This window comes from Microbacterium sp. 69-7 (assembly GCF_001897985.1).
Classification (GTDB): Bacteria; Actinomycetota; Actinomycetes; order Actinomycetales; family Microbacteriaceae; genus Microbacterium; species Microbacterium laevaniformans.
In genome coordinates, this window is the sequence record NZ_MKRU01000101.1 from 18,873 (window position 1) to 41,185 (window position 22,313).

The 22,313-nt window shown below is 69.7% G+C and carries 20 protein-coding genes and 1 pseudogene; 17 read left to right on the forward strand and 4 right to left on the reverse strand.

Annotation, left to right across the window (positions count from 1 at the left end; translation table 11 throughout):
* The first annotated feature begins 116 nt into the window (after positions 1 to 116).
* Positions 117 to 551: a 30S ribosome-binding factor RbfA gene (gene rbfA, locus BGN98_RS12925; RefSeq protein ID WP_016463288.1), complete on the forward strand. Its 435-nt coding sequence runs from the start codon at positions 117 to 119 to the stop codon at positions 549 to 551.
* A 10-nt stretch (positions 552 to 561) separates the two neighbouring features.
* On the opposite strand, the gene BGN98_RS12930 is transcribed toward rbfA, so the two are convergent.
* A complete protein-coding gene (locus BGN98_RS12930) occupies positions 562 to 1,428 on the reverse strand; it encodes an HhH-GPD family protein (protein WP_036289722.1) in 867 nt (288 codons plus the stop codon).
* Positions 1,429 to 1,679: 251 nt separating this feature from the next.
* On the opposite strand from BGN98_RS12930, the gene truB reads away from it, so the two are divergent.
* From truB to BGN98_RS12950, 4 genes are read left to right on the forward strand one after another with little or no spacing between them, the layout of a single operon-like run.
* Positions 1,680 to 2,597: a tRNA pseudouridine(55) synthase TruB gene (gene truB, locus BGN98_RS12935; protein ID WP_288121620.1), complete on the forward strand. Its 918-nt coding sequence runs from the start codon at positions 1,680 to 1,682 to the stop codon at positions 2,595 to 2,597.
* A complete protein-coding gene (locus tag BGN98_RS12940; RefSeq protein ID WP_288121621.1) occupies positions 2,594 to 2,962 on the forward strand; it encodes a hypothetical protein in 369 nt (122 codons plus the stop codon). Before truB ends, BGN98_RS12940 begins: the two co-directional genes overlap by 4 nt.
* A 43-nt stretch (positions 2,963 to 3,005) precedes the next feature.
* Positions 3,006 to 3,512 carry a hypothetical protein gene (locus BGN98_RS12945; protein WP_061682205.1) on the forward strand — a complete coding sequence of 169 codons (507 nt, stop codon included), beginning with the start codon at positions 3,006 to 3,008 and terminating at the stop codon, positions 3,510 to 3,512.
* On the forward strand, positions 3,509 to 4,456 hold the full coding sequence (locus tag BGN98_RS12950; protein ID WP_288121622.1) for a bifunctional riboflavin kinase/FAD synthetase: 948 nt from the start codon (positions 3,509 to 3,511) through the stop codon (positions 4,454 to 4,456). Before BGN98_RS12945 ends, BGN98_RS12950 begins: the two co-directional genes overlap by 4 nt.
* A 21-nt stretch (positions 4,457 to 4,477) precedes the next feature.
* Here BGN98_RS12950 and deoC read toward each other — a convergent pair whose 3' ends face one another.
* Positions 4,478 to 5,194, reverse strand: a complete 717-nt coding sequence (gene deoC, locus BGN98_RS12955; RefSeq protein ID WP_288121623.1) for a deoxyribose-phosphate aldolase — start codon at positions 5,192 to 5,194, stop codon at positions 4,478 to 4,480.
* 102 nt (positions 5,195 to 5,296) lie between these two features.
* Between deoC and BGN98_RS12960 the strand changes: the two genes are divergently transcribed.
* From BGN98_RS12960 to BGN98_RS12980, 5 genes and pseudogenes are all read left to right on the forward strand, one after another.
* Positions 5,297 to 5,506 (forward strand): heavy-metal-associated domain-containing protein, encoded by a 210-nt coding sequence (locus BGN98_RS12960; protein WP_005048740.1) that lies wholly within the window; start codon positions 5,297 to 5,299, stop codon positions 5,504 to 5,506.
* A gap of 15 nt (positions 5,507 to 5,521) precedes the next feature.
* Positions 5,522 to 7,820 (forward strand): annotated as a pseudogene (locus tag BGN98_RS12965) (heavy metal translocating P-type ATPase).
* Positions 7,821 to 8,026: 206 nt separating this feature from the next.
* Positions 8,027 to 10,204, forward strand: coding sequence for a DEAD/DEAH box helicase (locus BGN98_RS12970; protein ID WP_061682193.1), 2,178 nt, complete (start codon positions 8,027 to 8,029; stop codon positions 10,202 to 10,204).
* 112 nt (positions 10,205 to 10,316) lie between these two features.
* On the forward strand, positions 10,317 to 11,345 hold the full coding sequence (locus tag BGN98_RS12975; RefSeq protein ID WP_005048745.1) for a 6-phosphofructokinase: 1,029 nt from the start codon (positions 10,317 to 10,319) through the stop codon (positions 11,343 to 11,345).
* A 251-nt stretch (positions 11,346 to 11,596) separates the two neighbouring features.
* Positions 11,597 to 12,511, forward strand: coding sequence for a putative endonuclease domain-containing protein (locus BGN98_RS12980; protein ID WP_288121624.1), 915 nt, complete (start codon positions 11,597 to 11,599; stop codon positions 12,509 to 12,511).
* A gap of 199 nt (positions 12,512 to 12,710) precedes the next feature.
* Here the strand turns inward: BGN98_RS12980 and BGN98_RS12985 are convergent, their stop codons facing one another.
* Complete coding sequence (locus BGN98_RS12985) at positions 12,711 to 14,834, reverse strand: S9 family peptidase (RefSeq protein ID WP_288121625.1); 2,124 nt, start codon at positions 14,832 to 14,834, stop codon at positions 12,711 to 12,713.
* 176 nt (positions 14,835 to 15,010) lie between these two features.
* Between BGN98_RS12985 and BGN98_RS12990 the strand changes: the two genes are divergently transcribed.
* From BGN98_RS12990 to BGN98_RS13020, 7 genes are all read left to right on the forward strand, one after another.
* Positions 15,011 to 16,363 (forward strand): inorganic phosphate transporter, encoded by a 1,353-nt coding sequence (locus BGN98_RS12990; RefSeq protein WP_005048751.1) that lies wholly within the window; start codon positions 15,011 to 15,013, stop codon positions 16,361 to 16,363.
* On the forward strand, positions 16,363 to 16,695 hold the full coding sequence (locus BGN98_RS12995) for a peptidase (protein WP_288121626.1): 333 nt from the start codon (positions 16,363 to 16,365) through the stop codon (positions 16,693 to 16,695). Before BGN98_RS12990 ends, BGN98_RS12995 begins: the two co-directional genes overlap by 1 nt.
* 74 nt (positions 16,696 to 16,769) lie before the next feature.
* Entirely contained in the window at positions 16,770 to 17,675 is a 906-nt protein-coding gene (locus BGN98_RS13000) for a phosphodiesterase (protein WP_288121627.1), read from the forward strand.
* Between the two features lie 79 nt (positions 17,676 to 17,754).
* Positions 17,755 to 18,150 carry a MerR family transcriptional regulator gene (locus BGN98_RS13005; RefSeq protein ID WP_288121628.1) on the forward strand — a complete coding sequence of 132 codons (396 nt, stop codon included), beginning with the start codon at positions 17,755 to 17,757 and terminating at the stop codon, positions 18,148 to 18,150.
* The gene (locus BGN98_RS13010) at positions 18,147 to 19,133 is read left to right on the forward strand and encodes an aldo/keto reductase (protein ID WP_288121629.1); all 987 of its coding nucleotides are present in this window, start codon (positions 18,147 to 18,149) and stop codon (positions 19,131 to 19,133) included. Before BGN98_RS13005 ends, BGN98_RS13010 begins: the two co-directional genes overlap by 4 nt.
* Before the next feature lie 147 nt (positions 19,134 to 19,280).
* Complete coding sequence (locus BGN98_RS13015; RefSeq protein ID WP_288121630.1) at positions 19,281 to 20,738, forward strand: aspartate ammonia-lyase; 1,458 nt, start codon at positions 19,281 to 19,283, stop codon at positions 20,736 to 20,738.
* Positions 20,739 to 20,824: 86 nt separating this feature from the next.
* The gene (locus tag BGN98_RS13020) at positions 20,825 to 21,268 is read left to right on the forward strand and encodes a DUF4190 domain-containing protein (RefSeq protein ID WP_288121631.1); all 444 of its coding nucleotides are present in this window, start codon (positions 20,825 to 20,827) and stop codon (positions 21,266 to 21,268) included.
* A 58-nt stretch (positions 21,269 to 21,326) separates the two neighbouring features.
* Here BGN98_RS13020 and BGN98_RS13025 read toward each other — a convergent pair whose 3' ends face one another.
* A complete protein-coding gene (locus BGN98_RS13025) occupies positions 21,327 to 22,193 on the reverse strand; it encodes a fumarylacetoacetate hydrolase family protein (RefSeq protein ID WP_005048765.1) in 867 nt (288 codons plus the stop codon).
* Positions 22,194 to 22,313: the final 120 nt, after the last annotated feature.

Consider the following 22,313-nt stretch of genomic DNA (forward strand, 5'->3'; position numbering starts at 1 on the left):
CGCCGGTCGCGCCGCGGAGACAAGAGCGGGGCCCCTACCCCGATTGTCTCCGCGGCGCGACCGGCTCCGCCTCCGCCGACCTCCCGGCTTCGCCGGGCGCAGAAAGAGGTAAAGAGATGTCGAACGAACGGCAGGCGAGACTCGCCGACCGCATCCGCGTGCTCATCGCCGAACGACTCGAGAAGGGGCTGCGAGACCCGCGCCTCGGCTTCGTGACGATCACCGACGTGCGCGTCACCGGTGACCTGCAGCACGCTTCGGTGTTCTACACGGTGTACGGCGACGACCAGGCGCGCGAGGACTCCGCCGCTGCGCTCAAGGCCGCGACCGGCATGCTGCGCAGCGAGGTGGGCAAGCGTCTCGGCATCCGTCTCACCCCGTCGCTGGAGTTCATCCCCGACGCGCTTCCCGAGAACGCGGGACACATCGCGCAGCTGCTGCGCGAAGCGCAGGAGCGCGATGCGGCCGTGGCAGGGCTTGCGGCCGGGGCCGCGTACGCGGGCGACGCCGACCCGTACGTCAAGCCGCGTGAGGACGACGACGAGGACTGAGCCTCATCGCTCACTGCGGCAGGCGCAGGTTGCCGTCGACGACCTCGACGAGTCCGTCGACGATGAGCGAGTCGATCGCACGATCACGCTGCGCGGGAGTCGGCCAGTCGGCGGCGACGTCGTCGGCGGGCAGCGCATGTGACGGCGCCGCCCGCAGGGCGTGCAGCACCGCTCCGCGCGCCTGACGGTCGCTGCCCTCGTAGGCAGCCTGCTTGCGGCGCAGATCGCCGGTGTCGGGGTAGCCCGCGGCGCGCCAGGCGCAGAGCGCGGAGATCGGACACACGTCGCATCGCGCTGCACGCGCGGTGCACACGAGCGCGCCGAGCTCCATCATGGCGGCGTTCACGATCGCGGCATCCTGATCGTCGCGCGGAAGCAGCGCCGTCATCGCCGCCAGATCACCGCGAGCCGGCGGTCCCGGCTGAGAGCGTCCGTCGACGGCCCGCGCGATGACGCGCCGGGTGTTCGTGTCGACCACCGGGTGACGCTCGCCGTAGGCGAACACGGCCACGGCACGCGCCGTGTAGTCGCCGATGCCCGTCAGGGCGAGAAGGGCCTCGACCTCACGCGGCACGACCCCGTCGTGACGGTCGCGGATCTCCACCGCGGCGCGGTGCAGCCACAGCGCCCGCCGCGGGTAGCCGAGGTTCGCCCACTGTGCGACGGCCGCGGCGGGCGGATCGGCGGCCAGAGCCGTGGGTGTCGGCCAGCGCGTCAGCCAGGCTTCCAGCAGCGGGATGACGCGTGCCACCGGCGTCTGCTGCAACATGAACTCGCTCACCAGCACACCCCAGGCCCCGAACCCCTCCGCGCGCCAGGGCAGATCGCGGGCGTTGTCGCGGTACCAGGCGATGAGCGGCGTCGCGAGGTCGGGCATCGCACCAGCCTACGGTCGCCGACGCGTTGCGTATTCAGTCTCCGCACGATCGCGGCATCCGCGCTCCCGCGACTTCTCGACGATCCGCACTCTGCCGCGGCAGCGCGGACTGAACACGGAACAGGCCGGACGGCAGGGGAGAAGAGGCGAGGCAGACGGGGCCACAGCGTGACGCGGGGCCACCCTGTGATGTGGGCCGTTGCGGTGCGCGCAGACACGGCGAGATGTGGCGCCGCGCCTAGGCTGGAGCAATGCCCGCTTCTCTGCTTGCTGCCCCCAACGGCGTCCTCCTCGTGGACAAGCCGCAGGCGATCACGAGCCACGACGTGGTCGCACGGGCGCGCCGCGCCCTGAACACCCGCAAGATCGGACACGCCGGCACGCTCGACCCGATGGCCACCGGGCTGCTCATCCTGGGGGTCGGACCGGCGACCCGGCTGCTCACCTTCATCGTCGGGCTCGGCAAGACGTACGAGGCCACCGTGCTGCTGGGCGTTGCGACCGACTCCGACGACGCGGACGGCATCGAGACCGCGTGGGCGGATGCCGAGGTCCTCGCGGCCGTGACCGACGAGCGCATCGCCGCCGGCATCGCGGCGCTCACGGGCGAGATCGATCAGGTTCCGAGCACCGTGTCGGCGATCAAGGTCGCCGGCAGACGCGCCTACGACCTCGCCCGAGCGGGAGAGAGCGTCGAGCTGGCAGCCCGCCGGGTGACGGTCGATCGTTTCGACATCGTCCGCCGCCGCGACACCGCCGAGGGGCGCATCGAACTCGACGTCGTCGTCGATTGTTCCAGCGGCACGTACATCCGCGCCCTGGCGCGCGATCTCGGCGCCGCTCTGGGAGTCGGCGGCCACCTGACGGCGCTGCGGCGCACGCGCATCGGCGCGTTCGAGGTGCGCGACGCCGTCTCCGAGATCGCTGCGGACGCGCCGCTGCTGTCGCCGGCGCAGGTCGCGGCATCCGTGCTCGGTGCCCTCCCCGTCACTGCGGACGAAGCGCGCGACCTCCGCCACGGCAAGCGTCTGGTCGGCGCGGCACCGCGGCTGGAGGGGGCGATGTCACCGACGCCGGCGGCGATCGATCCCGACGGCCGGCTCGTCGGGATCGTCGAGCGACGCGGTGCCGACATCAAGAGCACGATGAACATGGCGGAGGACGCATGATCGAGTGGTTCGCCATCGTGCAGGTCGCCGTCGCCGTCGTGGCGGGACTCGTCGCGATCATCCTCGGACTCGCCGGCCGTCGACCGAGCGATCTCACTGTCGGCGCGATGGCGCTGATCCTGCTGCTCCTGCTCGCCCAGGTGGTCATCGTGATCGTCGCCCCCCTCGTCGGCAACCCGCCGGCCGGCAGTGCGCTGGAGTTCTGGGTCTACCTCGTCTCGGCCGTGCTCATCCCCCCGGCATCCGTCATCTGGGCGCTCATCGAACGCAGCCGCTGGAGCACGGTGATCATGGGCATCGCTGCGTTGTCGGTCGCGGTCATGGTGTGGCGCATGCAGGTCATCTGGGCCACCGCGGGCATGTGAGGCCGCCGCTGCGGCGGAGGCGGGCGCCTATCATTGACAGGTCATGACTGCGCCACACACCGACGCCGCCGCCCCGACCCGGATGACGGGAATCGGGCGCGTGCTCGTCGTCGTCTACGCGGTCATGGCGCTGGCGGCGACCGGACGCTCGTTCGTTCAGATCGTGCAGGACTTCGCCGCCGCGCCGCTGGCGTACACCCTGTCGGCGGCGGCGGCCGTCGTCTACGTGCTCGCTACCGTTGCCCTCGTCAAGTCGGACAGCCGCCGGTGGTACCTCGTGGCCTGGGTGGCGATCTGCTTCGAGCTGGCAGGCGTGCTCATCGTCGGAACGCTCAGCCTCACGCATCCCGAGCTCTTCCTCCACGACGCGACCGTCTGGTCCGGCTATGGCTTCGGCTACTTCTGGGTGCCGCTCGTGCTGCCGTTCGTCGGTCTGTGGTGGCTGCGCAGCGGAGGCCGCGAGCGCGCCGAAGAGGTGGATGCCGCGGCAGCCGCGTCCGACGAGGCGGGCCTTGGCGCCGCGCGCACCGAGGGGAGCTCCAGCTGGTGATCGTCTTTCACGACCCCGCGGAGGTGCCGGCCGGGTTCGGCCCCAGCGTCGTCGCGATCGGCAAGTTCGACGGCGTGCACTCCGGACATCGTGCGGTGATCGACCGTGCGCGTGTCGCCGCGGAGGATGCCGGGGCGCGGGTGGTGGCCGTCACATTCGATCGCAACCCCTTGAGCCTGCTGCGCCCCGAACGGTGCCCGCAGCCCGTGTGCAGCCTCCCGCAGAAGCTCGACCTGCTCGCCGCCGCCGGGGTCGACGCCACCCTCGTGCTCCGCTTCGACGAGGCGCTGGCCTCTCTCGATCCCCGTGCCTTCGTCGAGCATGTGCTCGTCGGCCTGGGAGTGGTCAACGTGATGGTCGGCGACGACTTCCGCTTCGGCAACGGGGGAGCGGGCGATCCCGACACCCTGGTGCGCCTGGGGGCGGAGTACGGCTTCCACGTCGATGTCGTCGGGGACGTGCAGGGCGGAGGCCGCCGTGTGTCGTCCACGTGGGTGCGGGATCTGCTCGCAGCGGGCGACGTCGAGGGCGCCGCGCGCCTGCTGGGACGTCCCCACGCGGTGCAGGGCGAGGTCGTGCACGGCCTCAAGCGCGGCCGCGAGCTCGGCTACCCGACCGCGAACCTGTCACCCGATGCACAGGGTTTCATCCCGGCCGATGGCGTGTATGCCGGGTGGCTCGTCGACCTCGGCACCGACGGTGCGACGGTGACGACCCGCTACCCGGCGGCGATCTCGGTGGGGACCAACCCGACGTTCGATGATGTTCCGACGCGCCAGGTCGAGGCGTACGTGCTGGATGAGACGGGGCTCGACCTCTACGGGCATCGCGTGCAGATCCGGTTCACGAACCGCATCCGCGGCATGGTCGCCTTCGAGGGGATCGAGGCGCTCATCGCCCAGATGGACGACGACGTCACCCGGGTGCGTGCCGCGCTCGGCTGAGCCGCGCGCACCCGGGCGGGGTCAGTACGACGAGGTGTCGACGGTGCCCGACGCCTGCTCGCCGGCATCCACACGGCGCGCCTCGCCGAGGATGACGGCGCTGCCGCTGGTGCCGAGCCGGGTCGCCCCGGCGGCGAGCATCGCGAGGGCGTCGGCGTAGCTGCGCACCCCGCCGGAGGCCTTCACCTGCACGTCCGGGCCGACGCTGGAGCGCATGAGCTCGACATGGGGGACGGTCGCCCCGCCGCCGGCGAAGCCCGTGGAGGTCTTGACGAAGTCGGCGCCACCGGCTTCGGTCAGTCGGCTGCCGCGGGCGATCTGCTCGTCGTCCAGGAGTGAGGTCTCGAGGATGACCTTCGTCACCTTGCCGGCCGCGGCCGCGACCACCGCCTGGATGTCGGCGACGACGGCGTCGTCGAAGCCCGAGCGCAGGGCGCCGATGTTGATCACCATGTCGAACTCGACCGCACCGTCGGCGAGGGCCTGGCGGACCTCGGCGACCTTCGCGGCGCTGGAGGTGGTGCCGTGCGGAAAGCCGATGACGGTGCCGACGGTGACGCCGGTGCCCGCCAGACGCTCGACGGCGTGCGCGATGTCGCTCGGGCGGACGCACACGCTGAACACGCGCCATTCGGCGGCGATGTCGAGTTCGGCGTCGACATCGGCGCGCGTCATTTCGGGCTTCAGGATGGCGTGATCGATCGTCGCGGCAAGGTCGCGTTCGGTGATGCTGAACATGTTCCCAGCCTACGCCAGCGCTGTGCGGGAATACCCCAGGGGGGTATCATGGTTGTCATCGACAGCCGACGCCGATCCGCGCCGTCGGCGAAAGGAGTTCCCATGTCCACGCACACGTACGCCGTCGAGGGGATGACCTGCGCCCACTGCGCCGGGGCGGTCACCCGTGAGGTCCGGAAGGTCGACGGCGTGACCGATGTCGCCGTCGACGTCACCGAGGGCACGCTCACCGTCACCGTCGAGGGCGCCGCGCCCGATGACGAGATCGCCGCCGCCGTCGACGAGGCCGGTTACGCCGTCGTCGCACGCTGACGCGAGGGGACGATCATGGAGGCGATCACGTCGCACGCCGAGCCGCGGGCAGAGGCGGTGCTGGAGATCGAGGGCATGACCTGCGCGAGCTGTGTCGCGCGCCGAGAAACGGCTGGAGCGGATCGACGGCGTCTCGGCATCCGTGAATCTCGCGACCGAGTCCGCGCGGGTGGATTACCCGAGCGGTGTCGATGTCGCGGCTCTCATCGCCGCGGTGCGCGAGGCGGGGTATGACGCCCGCGTGCGCCAGCGCGGCGGGCACGCACACGAGGCGGTGCACGCCTCCGCGACGGGAGCGCACGACGAGCACGGCTCGCAGGGGGGCCATGTCCATGATGTGGAGGACCGGCCGGGCGCGACACCGCTGATGACCCGACTGTGGGTGAGCGCCGCGCTGGCCGTTCCGGTCGTCGTGCTGGGCATGATCCCGGCGTGGCAGTTCCCGGGCTGGCAGTGGGTTTCATTCGTCCTGGCGGTGCCGGTCGTGGTGTGGGGCGGGTGGCCTTTCCACCGCGCGACGATCGCGAACGCGCGTCACGGCGCGATGACGATGGACACGCTCATCACACTCGGCACGGGAGCGGCGACACTGTGGAGCATCTGGGCGCTGTTGTTCGGAACCGCCGGACGGCTCGACATGCGCCACGAGGGAGGCACGTTCGCTCCTGTCCACGACCCCTCCTCGTTGGTGTACTTCGAGGTCGCCGCGGTGGTGACGGTGTTCCTCCTGCTCGGACGTGTCATCGAGCAGCGTTCGAAGCGCACCGCCGGCGCAGCCGTGCGCGCGCTCATGGAACTGTCCGCTCGCGACGTCGAGCTCGAGGACGGCCGCCGCGTGCCGATCGAGATGCTCCGTGTCGGCGACGCCTTCGTCGTGCGCCCGGGGGAGAAGGTCGCGACCGATGGCGTCGTCCGCAGCGGACAGGCGTCGATCGACGAGAGCATGATCACGGGGGAGTCCGTTCCCATCGATGTGGAGGCCGGTTCCGCCGTCACCGGCGGCACCATCGCCGCCGACGGCCGCCTCGTCGTGGAGGCGACCTCGATCGGTGACGACACCCGCCTCGCCCGGATGGCTCGGCTCATCGAAGACGCGCAAGCCGGAAAGAGTCGCGTCCAGCGCCTGGCCGATCGCATCTCGGGGATCTTCGTTCCCGTGGTCATCGGCCTCTCCCTCCTCACGCTGCTCGTGTGGCTGCTGGTGGGAGGATTCACCGGCCAAGCGCTCGCCTCGGGCTTCACCGCCGCCGTCGCGGTGCTCATCATCGCCTGCCCCTGCGCGCTCGGGCTGGCGACGCCCATCGCGATCCTCGTCGGCACCGGACGCGGCGCGCAACTGGGCGTCTTGATCACAGGCCCCGAAGCGCTCGAGGCCGCCGACAGGATCGACACGGTGATCCTCGACAAGACCGGTACCGTCACCGAGGGGGCGATGACGGTCGCCGCCGTCACGCCGATCGGCGGAGCCGACATCGCCATGGTGCGACTGCTTGTCGGCTCGCTGGAGAGGGCGTCCGAGCATCCCGTCGCGCGCGCCGTCGCAGCGCTCGCCGAGAACCCTCGGGAGGTCAGCGACTTCGCCGGGCGTGCCGGGCTCGGCGTGACCGGTGTCGTCGACGGTCACCGCGTGTTCGCGGGTCGACCGGCGTTCGCCCTCGATCAGGCCGCCGCGTCCGACCCGGAGCGGGCCGCTGCGGTGGAGGACGCCGTCGATCGCGCGCAGCGAGGCGGTGCGACCGCGATCGTCGCCGGGTGGGACGGCCGTATCAACGCTGTCATCGCCGTCGCCGACACCGTTCGTCACGACAGTGCTCAGACGGTCACGGCGCTGCGGGAGATGGGCCTCGAGGTCGTGCTGTTGACCGGCGACAATGCGGGCGCCGCGCGGGCGGTCGCCGGTGCCGTCGGCATCCGCGAGGTCATCGCCGGCGTGCTCCCGGAGGGCAAGGTCGCCGAGGTCGAGCGGCTGCGTGCCGTCGGACACCGGGTCGCCATGGTGGGCGACGGTGTCAACGACGCGGCCGCGCTGGCGACCGCCGATCTCGGCATCGCGATGGGGTCGGGGACGGATGCCGCGATGCATGCGAGCGACATCGCGGTCACCGGCAGCGGCTTGTCACCGGTGCTCACCGCGATCCGCCTCAGCCGGCGCACCATGCGCATCATCCGCGGCAACCTCTTCTGGGCCTTCGCCTACAACGTCGCCGCCCTGCCGTTGGCAGCGCTCGGCGTGCTCAATCCGATGATCGCCGGAGCGGCCATGGCCTTCTCGAGCGTCTTCGTCGTCCTCAACAGCCTGCGGCTGCGCCGGTGACCCGGCCGCCGCTCGCGGCGATGGGGGAGGGCGCGCTAGACTGAGGGGGAGGTCCGCGCCGTTCGTCGCCGCAGCTCGCAGAAGCGAGTACCCGCAGCCGAAGGATCCGCGCCTCGCCCTACCCCGCGGCGACCGCTGCGGAATGACTGACCGGTCATCCGACCGGACCCACGCCGGTCTTCCGGCGCTTCACGCTCAGGAGGAGCATGCCGACCACGGCATCCACTGCCACCTCGTCACGCCGACGCGGCTCGTCCCATCGCGGCTCGTCCGCCCGTCGCGACGACGACGCCCCGCTGATCCCGATCCTCGCCCGCAAAGTGCGCGAGGTCGAGGCGAAGGCCCAGAAGGGCAAACTCGGTCCGACCAACCGTGTCAAGTTCCAGGTCATCGCCTTCCTCGTCCGCGAGGAGCGCGCGCGCGTCAAGGCCGACGAGACCGTGCCCACCGCAGCGCGTGCCGAGCTGCTCAAGCGCCTCGACGGCGTTGCGACGATCCTCGCCAAGACCGCGGCCCGCGACACCTCGCTGATCCAGCTGCTCGAGGTCGACCAGGCCACCTCGCCGGTCGCCAAGCGCATGCGCCGCGACTGGCTGCTCGAGTCGGGGGCGGAGCTGCCCGATGACGAGCTCATCATCACCGACGCCGCGCCCGCCGCTCAGGGGTGGGGACAGACTCCCGTCGTGCCCGCGGCGCTCGCCGAGCGCCAGGTCGTGCCGCCGCAGATCGAGGCGCGCCGTGAGGCGAACCCGTTCCTGGCTCCCGACGTGGCACTGCGCGCACCGGCATCCACCGCCCGCCGCCGGCTGGACGGCTGGGAGCTGATGGGGCCGCTGTACAAGGCGTTCGAGATCGGGGCCGGCGGCGCGAGCGCCTCCATGGAGCTTCCGCCCGTTCCCGAGTTCGATCGGATCTCGCCCAAGGGGCTCGAGATCATGCCGCACCAGTCGCGCTTCCTGGAGGCCGTGCGCGCCGGTCACCGGTCGTTCCTGCTGGCCGACGAGCCGGGCCTCGGCAAGACCGCACAGTCGGTGCTGGCCGCCTCCGTCGCCGATGCGTATCCGCTGCTGGCGGTCGTGCCCAATGTCGTCAAGATGAACTGGGCGCGTGAGGTCGAGCGGTGGACGCCGCAGCGACGTGCGACCGTCATCCACGGCGACGGCGACACCGTCGACGCGTTCGCCGACGTCTTCATCGTCAATTACGAGGTGCTCGATCGGCACCTGTCCTGGCTCGGCTCGCTCGGCCTGAAGGGCATGGTCGTCGACGAGGCCCACTTCATCAAGAACCTCAGCTCGCAGCGTTCCCAGAACGTGCTCGCCCTGGGCGGGCGCATCCGCGAGCAGGTGCGCAACCCGCTGATGCTCGCCCTCACGGGAACGCCGCTGATCAACGACGTCGAGGACTTCGACGCGATCTGGCGCTTCCTCGGCTGGACCAACGGCGAGAAGCCGGGCCCCGAGCTCATGGAGAAGCTCGACGCGACGGGATTCACGCCGGCGGACAAGGCTTTCTACCCCGAGGCGCGCGACGCCGTGATCTCGATGGGCATCGTCCGTCGCAAGAAGAAGGACGTCGCAGCCGACCTTCCCGACAAGCTCGTCGCCGACCTGCCGGTGGAGCTCGACGACGAGTTCGGACGCTCCATCCGCGAAGCCGAGCGTGAGCTCGGGTCGCGCCTGGCGGCCAAGTACCGCCGCATCATCGAAGCGCGCGGCGACAAGGTGCTCATCGGCGAGGTCGACGAGGACATCGTCCGCCTCGTCGCGCACGGCGAGCTCGAAGAGGCGAAGGCGTCGGCCGCCGGCGCGGACAACGTCTTCACGATGGTCCGCAAGATCGGTCAGGCCAAGGCGCACCTCGCCGCCGACTATGCCGTGCAGCTGCAGCGCTCGGTCGGCAAGGTGGTGTTCTTCGCGAAGCACATCGACGTGATGGATGCCGCAGAGGCGCACTTCGCGGCATCCGGCCTGCGGACGATCTCGATCCGCGGTGATCAGACGACGACCGCCCGCCAGCAGGCCATCGACGCCTTCAACACCGACCCCGGTGTGGCGATCGCCGTCTGTTCGCTGACGGCGGCCGGCGTCGGACTGAACATGCAGGCGGCATCCAACGTCGTTCTCGCCGAGCTCTCCTGGACCGCCGCCGAGCAGACCCAGGCGATCGATCGGGTGCACCGCATCGGTCAGGACGAGCCCGTCACGGCATGGCGGATCATCGCCGCGCACACGATCGACACGAAGATCGCGGAGCTGATCGACTCGAAGCAGGGGCTCGCCCAGCGCGCCCTGGACGGCGCCCAGCTGGACCCCACCTCGAGCGATTCCGTGCAGCTGTCGGCGCTCATGCACCTGCTGCGCCAGGCGCTCGGCGCCGCCTGAGGCGGGCCGGGATTATCGACGGCGGATGCGGTGGCATCCGCCGTCGATACGGCGATAGTGTCGAGGAGGCAGCGTCGCCGAATCACATCCCGAATCACCAAAGGATCTCCACATGAAGATCGGTATCCTCACCAGCGGCGGAGACTGCCCCGGACTGAACGCGGTCATCCGCGGTGTGGTCCTCAAGGGCACCACGAACTACAACATCGAGTTCGTCGGCATCCGTGACGGCTGGCGTGGCGTCGTCGACGGCGACTTCTTCCCGCTGACCCGGCACGAGGTCAAGGGCCTCTCGAAGGTCGGCGGCACGATTCTCGGCACGAGCCGCACCAACCCCTACGAGGGTCCCCGCGGCGGCGCGGAGAACATCGCGAAGACACTCTACGGCCACCACATCGACGGGATCATCGCCATCGGTGGCGAGGGCACGCTCGCCGCGGCCAACCGGCTGTGGAACGACGGCATCAATGTCATGGGCGTGCCCAAGACGATCGACAACGACCTCCGCGCCACCGACTACTCGTTCGGCTTCGACACCGCCGTCAACATCGCCACCGACGCCATGGATCGCCTGCGCACCACCGGAGACTCGCACCAGCGCTGCATGGTCGCCGAGGTCATGGGCCGGCACGTGGGGTGGATCGCCCTGCACTCCGGCATCGCGGCCGGTGCGCACGTGATCTGCATCCCCGAGGTGCCCATGTCGATCACCGAGATCGCCGCGCAGGTGCAGAAGGCGCATGACCGCGGTCGCGCGCCGCTCGTCGTCGTCTCGGAGGGCTTCACGCTCACGGGCATGGACGAAGCCTTCAGCGACAAGGGGCTCGACGCCTTCAACCGCCCTCGCCTGGGCGGCATCAGCGAGGTCCTGGCGCCCGAGATCGAGCGTCTGACCGGCATCGAGACGCGTGCGACCGTGCTCGGTCACATCCAGCGCGGCGGCTCGCCCTCCGGTTTCGACCGGGTGCTGGCGACGCGCCTGGGTCTGCATGCCGCAGACTCCGTCTACGAGCAGGCCTGGGGCCAGATGGTCTCGCTGAAGGGCACCGACATCGTGCGGGTGCCGTTTGCGGAGGCTCTCGGTGAGCTGAACACGGTGCCGATCTACCGCTACGAAGAGGCCGCCGCGCTCTTCGGCTGAGCCCGCCACCGGGACACCGCAGATTCCGTGTCCCACTTTTCGCTGGCGTTGTCCCACTTCCGCCGTGCCGTGTCCCGCTTTCTGCTGTGCAGGAGGCCACCGGACAGCAGGAAGTGGGACACGTCCTGCGAGGGTCACTCTCACTGACCACGCCCTACGCAGGTTCCTCCCCGGCCGCGTCGGGCTCCGAGGTTTCCACCGTTCGGTGCTCAGCCACCAGAGCATCGCTGCGCACGGGTGACGCTTGCGCGATGACGACCTCGAGCGACCTGCCGCTGAGTCTGCCGGACGCGTTCACCGTCGCGCAGGCGCGAGATGCGGGCGTGAGCCCCGGGCGGCTGCGGGGACGCGATCTGTCGCGTCCCTTCCACGGCGTCCGCGCGCGAGCGGAGCCCACTCCTGGCTCGCTCGAGGCATCGTGTCGGGCGCTGCTGCCGAGGCTGCGCATCGGGCAGTTCTTCAGCCACGAGACCGCCCTGTATCTTCTCGGAGTGCCTCAGCCGGAGTGGCCGTATGAGCCGACCATCCACGTGTCCACCCACCGTCCTGCGCGCGAACCCCGTACTCACGCCGTGGTGGGTCATCGGCTGCAGCTGCGAACGCCGGCCCAGACGACGGTGGGCGGGATGCCGGTCGAGCACCCGGCGCGTGCCTGGCGTCAAACGGGCACGCTCTGGCGGCTCGACGACCTCGTTGCCGCGGCAGATCACCTGATCTCAGGCCGGAGCCCGCTGGCGAGTGCGGCCGAGCTTCGCGGTGAGATCGAGGTGATGGGCGACGTGCGCGGCGGAATTCTCCGCAGGGCGCTGGCGCTCGCTCGCGGTGGCGTGCGCTCTCCTCGCGAAACGCGCTTGCGACTGCTGCTGAGTCGCGCGGGCCTGCCGGAGGCCGAGGTGGCCTGGAACCTGTTCGACGATCGGGGGACGTTCGTCGCGGAGCTCGATCTGGCCTTTCCCCGCTACCGTCTCGCGGTCGAGTACGACGGCCGCGTCCACGCTGACGATGCGCGTCAGTTCGCGCGCGACGCCGACCGGTGGGCGGCCATTCGCGGCCTGGGTTGGCAGCACGAGCGCGTGCTGGCTCATCACCTCGTCGGCGATGGCCGGCTCGCGGTCGCGATGGTACGAGACGCCCCGCAGCGTGCGGGGTGGACGCCCGGGCGCTGACGCCGGGGCACAGAGGCGCGGCGCCGGAGCTGTGTGTCCCACATCCTGCTGCCTGGGAGCGCTGTCAAGCACAGATAGTGGGACACGCCTCGGCATAAGTGGGACACGCCTCGGCATAAGTGGGACACGCCTCGGCATAAGTGGGACATGCCGCGGCGTGCGGGGGACAGGTCCGGGGGCAGGTACGGGGAGGGGGGAATCAGTCCTCGGCGAGGCCCAGCACGTCCAGTAACCAGGCGAGCTCGAAGGCGCGCTGCTGCCAGGAGTTGTAGCGCCCGGAGACACCGCCGTGGCCCGCGACCATCTCGCACTTCAGCAGTGCGTCAGCACCGACCTCGCGCAATCGCGCCACCCACTTGGCGGGTTCCACGTAGTAGACGCGGGTGTCGTTGAGCGAGGTGGTCGCGAGGATCCGCGGATACGTCACTCCCTCGCGCACGTTCTCGTACGGCGTGTACGACTTCATGTACGCGTAGACCTCCGCGTCGTGCAGCGGATCGCCCCACTCGTCCCACTCGATCACCGTCAGCGGGAGCGAAGGATCGAGGATGGTCGTCAGGGCGTCGACGAAGGGGACGTCGGCGAGGATGCCGGCGAACAGCTCGGGGGCGAGGTTCGCGACCGCGCCCATCAGCAGACCGCCCGCAGAACCGCCTTCGGCGACGAGGCGGTCGGGTGCGGTGACGCCCGTGTCGATCAGATGACGCGCGACCGCGACGAAGTCGGTGAAGGTGTTGCGCTTGTGCTGCAGCTTGCCGTCCTCGTACCACTGCCGTCCGAGTTCGCCGCCGCCGCGAACGTGCGCGACGGCGAAGACGACGCCGCGATCGAGCATCGACAGACGCGCCACCGAGAAACCGGGTTCGATGGAGTGCTCGTAGGACCCGTACCCGTAGAGGTGCAGCGGACGCGGCGCGTTCCCCGGCTCGCCGAACGACCGCTTCCACACGATCGAGACGGGCACGTGGGTGCCGTCGGATGCCGTGACCCACTCGCGCCGCTGCCCGTAGGCCGACGGATCGTATCCGCCGAGCACGGGCTGGCGCTTGCGCAGGTGCAACTCACGCGCCGCCACGTCGTAGTCGTAGACGGTCCCGGGGGTGAGGAACGAGCCGTAACCGAGCCGCACCACGGGTGGGGCCCATTCGGGATTGCCGCCGGCTCCGGCGGTGTAGAGCTCCTCCTCGAAGGCGAGCTCGTCGATGCTGCCGGTGGCGTAGTCCAGGATCCCCATGCGCGACAGCCCGTCGCGTCGGTACGACACGACCCCCCAGTCGCGGAAGGCGGACATATCCAGCACGCGGCGCCCGGGAGTGTGGGCCAGCACGACGTCGCGTTCACCCTGCGGATCGGATGCCGCGACGCGCACCAGCTCGAAATCGAGCGCGCCGTCGTTGTGCACGATGTAGAGCACGTCCTCGCCGCCGACGACGGCATGCGTGGCGGAGTACTCGACTCCCTCCCGACGCGGCCAGATCGATCGCGGCTCTGAGCGAAGATCGGTCGCCTCGACGAGGTACTCCTCGGTCGTGATCGAGGAGCCCACCTCGATCACCAGGTACTTCTCGCTGCGGGTGAAGCCGGCGCCCACCCAGTACCGCTCGTCCGGCTCGTGGAACAGGCGCGCGTCGGCAGCGGCGTCGGTGCCGACCTCGTGCAGCCACACGGTGTCGGGTCGCCACGCGTCGTCGACCGTCGTATAGATCACGTACCGGCCGTCGGGAGAGAACGACGCCCCCGCGGAGGTGTTCTCGATGACGTCGGAGAGATCCTCCCCGGTGGTGAGGTCGCGCACACGCAGCGTGTAGCGCTCGTCGCCCTCCACGTCGACGCCGTAGAGCAGTCGAGAGCCGTCCGTGGAGACGTCGAAGCTGCCCAGGGAGAAGAACTCGTGACCGTCGGCTTCGACGTTGCCGTCGAGCAGCACGCTCTCGCCCTCCACGTCGACACCCGGGGTCAGGACGGGCGGCGTCCAATCGTCCGGGCCGGCAAGCGGCGCACGGCACTGGATGCCGTACTGCTTGCCCTCGACGGTGCGCCCGTAGTACCACCACGCGCCCTGGCGCGTCGGCACGGACAGATCGGTCTCGAGGGTGCGGGCCTTGATCTCGTCGAAGATCCGCTGACGCAGGCCCGCCAGGTGTGCCGTCCGCTGCTCGGTGAAGGCGTTCTCGGCCTCGAGGTGCGCGATGACCTCGGCATCCTCCTTCGCCCGGAGCCACTCGTAGTCGTCGCGCACCTCGTCGCCATGATGACGACGCAGCGTCGGACGCGCGGGGGCGACGGGGGCGGACAGCGGCGTGGAGGACGGCTCTCGGGTCACCGTTCCACGCTAATCCACGCTCGGCGTGTCGGGGTGGGCTCCCCGTTCTGTGAGGGGGCGCGGATGTGGGAGTATTTCTGTGGTCCGGTTGCCGGAGTATGAACCCACGGTGAACTCTTCGTTCGCATCGCCGATTCCGTCGGCTCCCTTCCTGTGAATCCCGACGAAAGCGAACTGTGGAAACCGCTGCCCTCATCGTCGTGCTGGTGATCGCGCTGGCGCTGTTCTTCGACTTCACGAACGGCTTCCACGACACCGCGAACGCGATGGCCACCCCGATCGCGACCGGGGCGCTCAAGCCCAAGGTCGCCGTCCTCCTCGCCGCGAGTCTCAATCTCGTCGGCGCGTTCCTGTCGACCGAGGTGTCGAAGACGATCTCGCACGGCATCATCCGCGAGGACCAGATCGAACCGCTCGCGTTCCTGCCGATCATCTTCGCCGGCCTGATCGGGGCGATCACCTGGAACATGCTGACGTGGCTGCTGGGCCTGCCCTCGAGCTCCTCGCATGCCCTCTTCGGCGGCCTCATCGGAGCGACCCTCGTCGGTGCCACCGCGTCCGCCATCGATTTCGGCATGGTGCTGAGCAAGGTCGTCCTGCCGGCTCTGATCGCGCCCTTCACGGCCGGCGTCATCGCCTTCCTGGCGACGCGGCTCGCCTACGCGATGACACGTCGCTACGACAACAAGCCCGATGGCCGCGACGGATTCCGCTGGGGTCAGATCTTCACGTCCTCCCTCGTCGCCCTCGCTCACGGCACGAACGACGCGCAGAAGACGATGGGCGTCATCACCCTCGCGCTGATCATGGCCGGCTGGCAGAGCGGTGCCCACGCCGATCCGCAGCTGTGGGTGATCCTCGCCTGTGCGCTCACGATCGCACTCGGCACCTACATGGGCGGCTGGCGCATCATCCGTACGCTCGGCAAGGGCCTGACCGACGTGAAGCCCGCGCAGGGTTTCTCCGCAGAGACCTCCACGGCGGCGACCATTCTCGCCTCCAGCGCGCTCGGCTTCGCGCTGTCGACGACGCAGGTCGCCTCGGGGTCGGTCATCGGCTCCGGACTCGGCCGTCGCGGCTCGAAAGTGCGCTGGCGCACCGTCGGCCGCATCGCCGTGGGATGGGTGCTGACGCTGCCCGCCTCGGCCGCCGTCGGTGCCTTCGCCGCACTGCTGGTCGTCTGGTTCGGAGGCGCCGGCATCGTCATCGACGCGGTGCTCGCCGTCGCGATCATCGTGGCTCTGTTCCTGCGCTCGCGCCGCACGCACGTCGACTCGTCGAATGCGATGAGCGAGGTCGCGGACTCGGGGCTCGCGGTCAAGGTCAAGCGCAACCCGCCGCCCACGCGTCGTCAGCGGGCGCTCCTGCGCGCCGAGCGCGCGCAGCAGAAGGCGGACCGGGCGAAGGAGCGGGCGAAGAACACGGCACCCCGTGGAAAGAACTCGGCCACCGCGAAGCCTTCGCCCGAGAAGCCGACGGACAGATCCACTGCCGAGAAGTCCGGTGCTGAGAAGACGGGGGAGCGCTGATGGGTATCAGCATCGACTGGTTCGCCTTCGTCCAAGTCTTCGCCGCCGCGTTGATCGGTGCGCTGCTCGTCGTCGGCTTCTACGCGGTCGGTCTTCGGCTGCTGGTGCGCGGAGGGCGGGCGCCCATCGTCGCTCCCGTCGAGTTCACCGACGCGATCACCGTGATCAGCGAGAAGGAGGCGCGCCGCGCGGCCAAAGCCGCGGCGAAGGCGGCGAAGAAGAGCCCCCTGGCCGACGGGCAGAAGCGTCTCGCGCGGATCGGCGCGTACCTGTCGTTCGCGCTGTGTGGTCTCGCGGTGCTCGCTGGGCTCTCGCTGATCGTCCTGCGCTGATCGTCCCGCGCTGCACCCGCAACGCCCGTGTGCGCTGCCTGTGCCGCGTCGGCGGCGGCGCCTAGGCTGACTTCATGGCCCCCGCCTCGTTCTCGTTCGGCATCCATCCGCCCGCCCAGCGCGTGATCGTCCATCTCAGCGACACGCATCTGTTGGCCGGAAACCGGCCCCTCGGCGGCCGCTACGACACCGCCGCGAACCTCACCGCGACGCTGGCGGCCCTCGAGCGTACGGGTGTCCGACCGGACGCCATCGTCTTCACGGGAGACCTGACCGACCTGGGTGAGCCGGAGGCCTATGCCGCCCTGCGTGCGCAGGTCGAGCCGGTCGCCGCGCGTCTGGGTGCACCGATCGTGTGGGTCGCGGGCAATCACGATGAGCGTCCGGCGCTCCGGGAGGGGTTGCTCGATGAGCCGCCGAGCCTCGAACCCGTCACCGGTGTGTGGGATCTCGGCGGGTTGCGCCTGATCGCTCTCGATTCCTCCGTGCCGGGGTGGCATCACGGTGACCTGGATGCCGCACAGCTGGACTGGCTCCGCGGCATCCTCGCCGAACCGGCGCCGCTGGGCACCGTGCTGGCTCTGCATCATCCGCCGCTGCCGAGCCACATCCCGTTCTTCGATATCCTCGAACTCCGTCATCAGAGCGAGTTCGCGGCGGCGCTCGCCGGCAGCGACGTCCGCGCCATCCTCGCCGGACACCTCCACTACGCCACGGCGGGCACCTTCGCCGGCATCCCGGTCAGCGTCGCATCGGCGACCTGTTACACGATGAACCTCCAGCGTCCGCCCCAGGAGGTCAACGGCATGGACGGCGGACAGTCCTTCCATCTCGTGCACGTCTACGACGACACCATCACGCACAGCGTCGTCCCGGTCGGTGAGGCCGAGACGGCCGAGGTCTTCAGCGAGGAATGGACACGGGCGATGGCCGCACTCGACCCGGAGGAGCGGCTCGAGGCCTTCTCCCGAAAGCGCTGAGATCGCGAGGTGTCCCGGGCGCGGCAGATGCGCTCATGCGGCTTGACTTCGAGTGCGCTCGAAGTTCTACCGTGGGCACATGACCCTGCTCCCCGTCCCCGCGCGCGAGGGCGTCTCGATCGCCGAGGCCGCCGCCGCCACCGACGTCTCGACGCACACCCTGCGCTACTACGAGCGCGAGGGGCTCATGCTGACGCCGATCGACCGCGACTCCTCCTCGCACCGCCGCTACTCGGATGCCGACATCTCCTGGGTGCGGTTCCTGACGCGGCTGCGCCTCACGGGCATGCCGATCGCCGGCATCCGCCGCTACACCGAGCTGGTGCGCGTGGGGGAGTCCACCGTGCCCGAGCGCCGGGAGCTGCTCGTCGCCCATCGCGAACGTGTGCGCGCACAGCTCGACGAGATCACCGCGAGCCTGCGGGCCATCGACCACAAGATCGACATCTACGACAAGGAGATCTCACTCTCATGAAGACCACCACTCTGGGAACCTCCACGCCCATCGAGGTCAGCCGCATCGGCCTCGGACTGATGGGCATCAGCGCCTTCTACACCGGCGCGGGCCAGGACGACGCCGACGGGGCGCGCACGATCCTCGGCGCCCTCGACCGCGGCGTCACCTTCCTCGACACTGCGGAGATGTACGGGCCGTACACGAACGAGGAACTCCTCGGCAAGACGCTGGCCGAGGCGGGCCGCCGGGACGACGCCGTCATCGCGACGAAGTTCGGCACGATCCGCCACACGACGACCGGCGAGCGCGGGCTGGACGGCACACCGGCCAACGCGCGGCTGGCCGTCGAGGGGTCGCTGCGTCGGCTGCGCACCGATCGCATCGACATCTACTACCAGCACCGGATGGACCCTGCGACGCCCATCGAGGACACGGTCGGCGCGCTGGCCGAGCTCGTCGCCGAAGGCAAGATCCGCGGCTACGGCCTCTCGGAGGCCTCGGTCGCGACGATCCGTCGCGCGCACGCGGTCCATCCCGTGACCGCGATTCAGACCGAGTACTCACTGTGGACGCGCGACCCCGAGGCGGAGCTGCTGCCGGCGCTCGCCGAGCTCGGCATCGGGTTCGTTCCGTACTCTCCCCTCGGGCGGGGGTTCCTCACCGGCGCGATCCGCTCGCTGGACGCGCTCGACGAGGATGACTTCCGCAAGAGCAACCCGCGTTTCGCCGACGGCGCGTTCCAGGCCAACCTCGCGATCGTCGACGCCGTCGAGAAGGTCGCCGCGGATGCCGGCGCCACCCCCGCTCAGGTGGCGCTGGCGTGGCTGCTGGCCCAGGGGGAGCACATCGCGCCGATCCCTGGCACGCGAAAGCTCACCCGCGTCGAGGAGAACATCGCAGCGGTCGACCTGGTGCTGACGCAGGACCAGCTGGCCGCGCTGGCCGCCGTCGGCTCTCCGGTCGGCGACCGCTACGCCGACATGTCGACCGTCAACCGCTGACCGTCGAGGTGCCCTTCGTCGCGGCCTCGGCCGCGGCGGAGGGCACCCGTCTGTCCGGGTGTACGCCGTGTACACCCGGAACGTATCGACGCCGCGGGTAGGCTCGACCCCGACCACCCGAGGCGACGACCCAAAAGGACTGCACTCATGGCACCTGCCGCAACGACGCGCACCGAGACCGACTCCCTGGGATCGATGGAGATCCCCGCCGATGCATACTGGGGCATCCACACCGCCCGGGCCCTGGAGAACTTCCCGATCTCCATGCGGCCCATCTCCGTCTACAAGGACCTCGTGACCGCGCTCGCGATGGTCAAGCAGGCATCCGCCCGCGCGAACCTCGAGATCGGGGTGCTCGACGCCGAACGCACCGACCTCATCGACCGCGCTGCCCAGCGCGTCATCGACGGGGATTTCCACGACCAGTTCGTCGTCGGCGTCGTGCAGGGCGGCGCCGGCACCTCCACCAACATGAACGCGAACGAGGTGATCACCAACATCGCGCTCGAGCTCGCGGGTCGTCCCAAGGGTGACTACGCGTACCTCTCGCCGATCGATCACACCAACCGCTCGCAGTCGACCAACGACGTCTACCCGACCGCGGTGAAGGTGGGGCTCAGTCTCGATCTGAAGACCCTTCTGGAGGAGCTGGACCTCCTGCGCCAATCGTTCCTTTCGAAGGCGGTCGAGTTCCACGACATCCTCAAGATCGGTCGCACCCAGCTGCAGGATGCCGTGCCGATGACCCTCGGCCAGGAGTTCCACGGTTTCGCGACGACCCTCGGCTACGACCACCAGCGCCTCACCGAGAACGCGTACCTGCTGTTCGAGATCAACATGGGCGCCACGGCGATCGGCACCGGCATCACGACCCACCCCGGTTATGCGCCCGCCGTCCTGCGACACCTCCGCGAGATCACGGGCTTGGACCTTGCCACCGCAGACGACCTGGTCGAAGCGACGAGCGACACCGGCTCGTTCATGTCGTTCTCCTCGACCCTCAAGCACAACGCGATCAAGCTCTCGAAGATCGCCAACGACCTGCGGCTCCTCTCGAGCGGACCGCAGGCGGGCCTCGGCGAGATCAACCTTCCGGCCCGTCAAGCCGGATCCAGCATCATGCCCGGCAAGGTGAATCCGGTCATCCCCGAGGTCGTCAATCAGGTCGCGTTCTCCGTCGCCGGTGCCGACCTCACCGTCACGATGGCCGTCGAAGGGGGGCAGCTGCAGCTGAACGCCTTCGAGCCGATCATCGCCCACTCGATCTTCCAGTCGATCACATGGATGCGACGCGCCATGCGCACCTTCCGCATCAACTGCGTCGACGGCATCACCGCGAACCGCGAGCGTCTCGGCGCCATGGTCGGCTCCTCGGTCGGAGTCGTCACGGCCCTCACTCCGTTCATCGGCTATGCGGCGTCGGCGGCTCTCGCCAAGACCGCGCTGCTGACCCACCGCAACGTCGGCGACCTCGTCGTCGAAGCGGGGCTCATGACCCGTGATGAGGTCGACAAGCAGCTCTCCCCGGCGCGTCTGTCGGGCCTCGAATCGATCACGCAGGCCATTCCCGTCGTGCAGCCTGCCGAGAATCTCGTCGAGAGTTGAGGGGCGCAACCCTTTGCGCGAGAAGCGTGCGGGCCGATAGCGTCGCTGTCAGCAACGCGCCGCACCGGCCGACCGAGGAGAGACGCATGACCGACCCCACCCAGCCCCCTGTGAATCCGCAGACTCCGCCGCCGGCCGCACCGCCGGTCGCACCCCCGGCGTATCAGCAGCCCGGCTACCCCGCAGCTCCCGCCTACAATGGCGGCCCTGCCGCCACCGGCACTGTTCCCGGACGCACGCTCGGCATCGTCGCGCTCGTTCTGGCCATCGTCCCGGTGGGGCTGCAGCCGATCGGCCTCATCCTCGGCATCGTCGCCCTGGTGCAGTCCAAGAAGGCGGGCGTCAAGAACGGCATGGCGGTCGCCGCCATCATCGTCAGCTCGGTGCTGATCGTGATCGGCATCATCATCGGCAGCGTCGTCGCGGTCGTGTTCGCCAACGCAGCCGGCGACCTGATCCAGTTCTGCGCCAACAACCCGAGCGGCGTCTACGAGCTCAACGGCCAGATGATCACCTGCAACGGAGGCTGAGTCGCCCTCAGACGACGCCCCGGTGTCCGCCGACGCGGATCACCGGGGCGTCGTGCGTTCAGTCCAGGATGCGGCAGTGGGTGGTGAGTTCCCCGATGCCGTCGATGCCCACGGTCACGACGGAGCGGTCACGCAGGAAGATCTGCGGGTCGCGAGAATATCCCGCTCCTCCCGGGCTGCCGGTGGAGATCAGGGTGCCGGGCAGCAGCGTCGCCGACTGCGACAGGTGTGCGATCAGCGTCGCCACCGACCGGATCATCTGCCCGGTGGAGGCGTCCTGCACCGTCTGCCCGTCCACGACGGCCCAGATGTGCAGGTCCTGCGGGTCGGCGATCTCATCCGCCGTCACGACGAAGGGCCCGTTGGGCGTGAAGCCGTCGAAGGACTTGCACCGTGACCACTGCGCCTCCGAGAACTGGATGTCGCGCGCGGTGATGTCGTTGACGACCGTATAGCCCCAGACATGTTCGAGGGCGTTGTCGGCGGTGACATCCTTCGCGGGCGTGCTGATGACGACGCCGAGCTCGGACTCGTAGTCCACCGATTCGCTGAGCGTCCGAGGCCACGACGTGGTGGCTTCATGTCCGGACAGCGAGTTCGGCCAGAGCACGAAGACCGTCGGCGCGGTGTCGGCCTTCAGGCCCAGCTCGCTGGAGTGCGCTGCGTAGTTCAAGCCGACGGCGAGGACGATGGGCGGCTCGTTCACCGCGGGGCCGAAGGTCAGGCCGTCCAGGGGGATGCCGTCGACATCTCGGGCGGCGTCTCGCACACGAGAAAGGAGTTCGTCGCCCCCCTCGATCAGGGCCTGCAGCGTGCGCGGGGCCGCATCGAAAAGCGACGCCACGGGGGCGACGTGTCCGGGGGCGACGACGACGACCAGCTGCGGATCGTCCGTCTCGGGCAGCACGACGTGGGCGAAACGCATCCCTCCAGGGTAGTGCGGCGCGATGAACTCCGCAGGTTTTGGTGATTTCGGTCGCCGGACGCCTGCCCCGACACAGACTCAGCGCCCGGTGCCGCGGCGATGCCTGCGTGTCTCCCGGGC

Coding starts and splice junctions, on each gene's coding strand:
- truB (WP_288121620.1), top strand. CDS start 1,680: ATGCCCGCTTCTCTGCTTGCTGCCCCCAACGGCGTCCTCCTCGTGGAC.
- BGN98_RS12945 (WP_061682205.1), top strand. CDS start 3,006: ATGACTGCGCCACACACCGACGCCGCCGCCCCGACCCGGATGACGGGA.
- deoC (WP_288121623.1), bottom strand. CDS start 5,194: ATGTTCAGCATCACCGAACGCGACCTTGCCGCGACGATCGATCACGCC.
- BGN98_RS12930 (WP_036289722.1), bottom strand. CDS start 1,428: ATGCCCGACCTCGCGACGCCGCTCATCGCCTGGTACCGCGACAACGCC.
- BGN98_RS13020 (WP_288121631.1), top strand. CDS start 20,825: ATGACCGACCCCACCCAGCCCCCTGTGAATCCGCAGACTCCGCCGCCG.
- BGN98_RS13015 (WP_288121630.1), top strand. CDS start 19,281: ATGGCACCTGCCGCAACGACGCGCACCGAGACCGACTCCCTGGGATCG.
- BGN98_RS13000 (WP_288121627.1), top strand. CDS start 16,770: ATGGCCCCCGCCTCGTTCTCGTTCGGCATCCATCCGCCCGCCCAGCGC.
- BGN98_RS13025 (WP_005048765.1), bottom strand. CDS start 22,193: ATGCGTTTCGCCCACGTCGTGCTGCCCGAGACGGACGATCCGCAGCTG.
- BGN98_RS12995 (WP_288121626.1), top strand. CDS start 16,363: ATGGGTATCAGCATCGACTGGTTCGCCTTCGTCCAAGTCTTCGCCGCC.
- BGN98_RS12960 (WP_005048740.1), top strand. CDS start 5,297: ATGTCCACGCACACGTACGCCGTCGAGGGGATGACCTGCGCCCACTGC.
- BGN98_RS13010 (WP_288121629.1), top strand. CDS start 18,147: ATGAAGACCACCACTCTGGGAACCTCCACGCCCATCGAGGTCAGCCGC.
- BGN98_RS13005 (WP_288121628.1), top strand. CDS start 17,755: ATGACCCTGCTCCCCGTCCCCGCGCGCGAGGGCGTCTCGATCGCCGAG.
- BGN98_RS12970 (WP_061682193.1), top strand. CDS start 8,027: ATGCCGACCACGGCATCCACTGCCACCTCGTCACGCCGACGCGGCTCG.
- BGN98_RS12975 (WP_005048745.1), top strand. CDS start 10,317: ATGAAGATCGGTATCCTCACCAGCGGCGGAGACTGCCCCGGACTGAAC.
- rbfA (WP_016463288.1), top strand. CDS start 117: ATGTCGAACGAACGGCAGGCGAGACTCGCCGACCGCATCCGCGTGCTC.
- BGN98_RS12980 (WP_288121624.1), top strand. CDS start 11,597: ATGACGACCTCGAGCGACCTGCCGCTGAGTCTGCCGGACGCGTTCACC.
- BGN98_RS12940 (WP_288121621.1), top strand. CDS start 2,594: ATGATCGAGTGGTTCGCCATCGTGCAGGTCGCCGTCGCCGTCGTGGCG.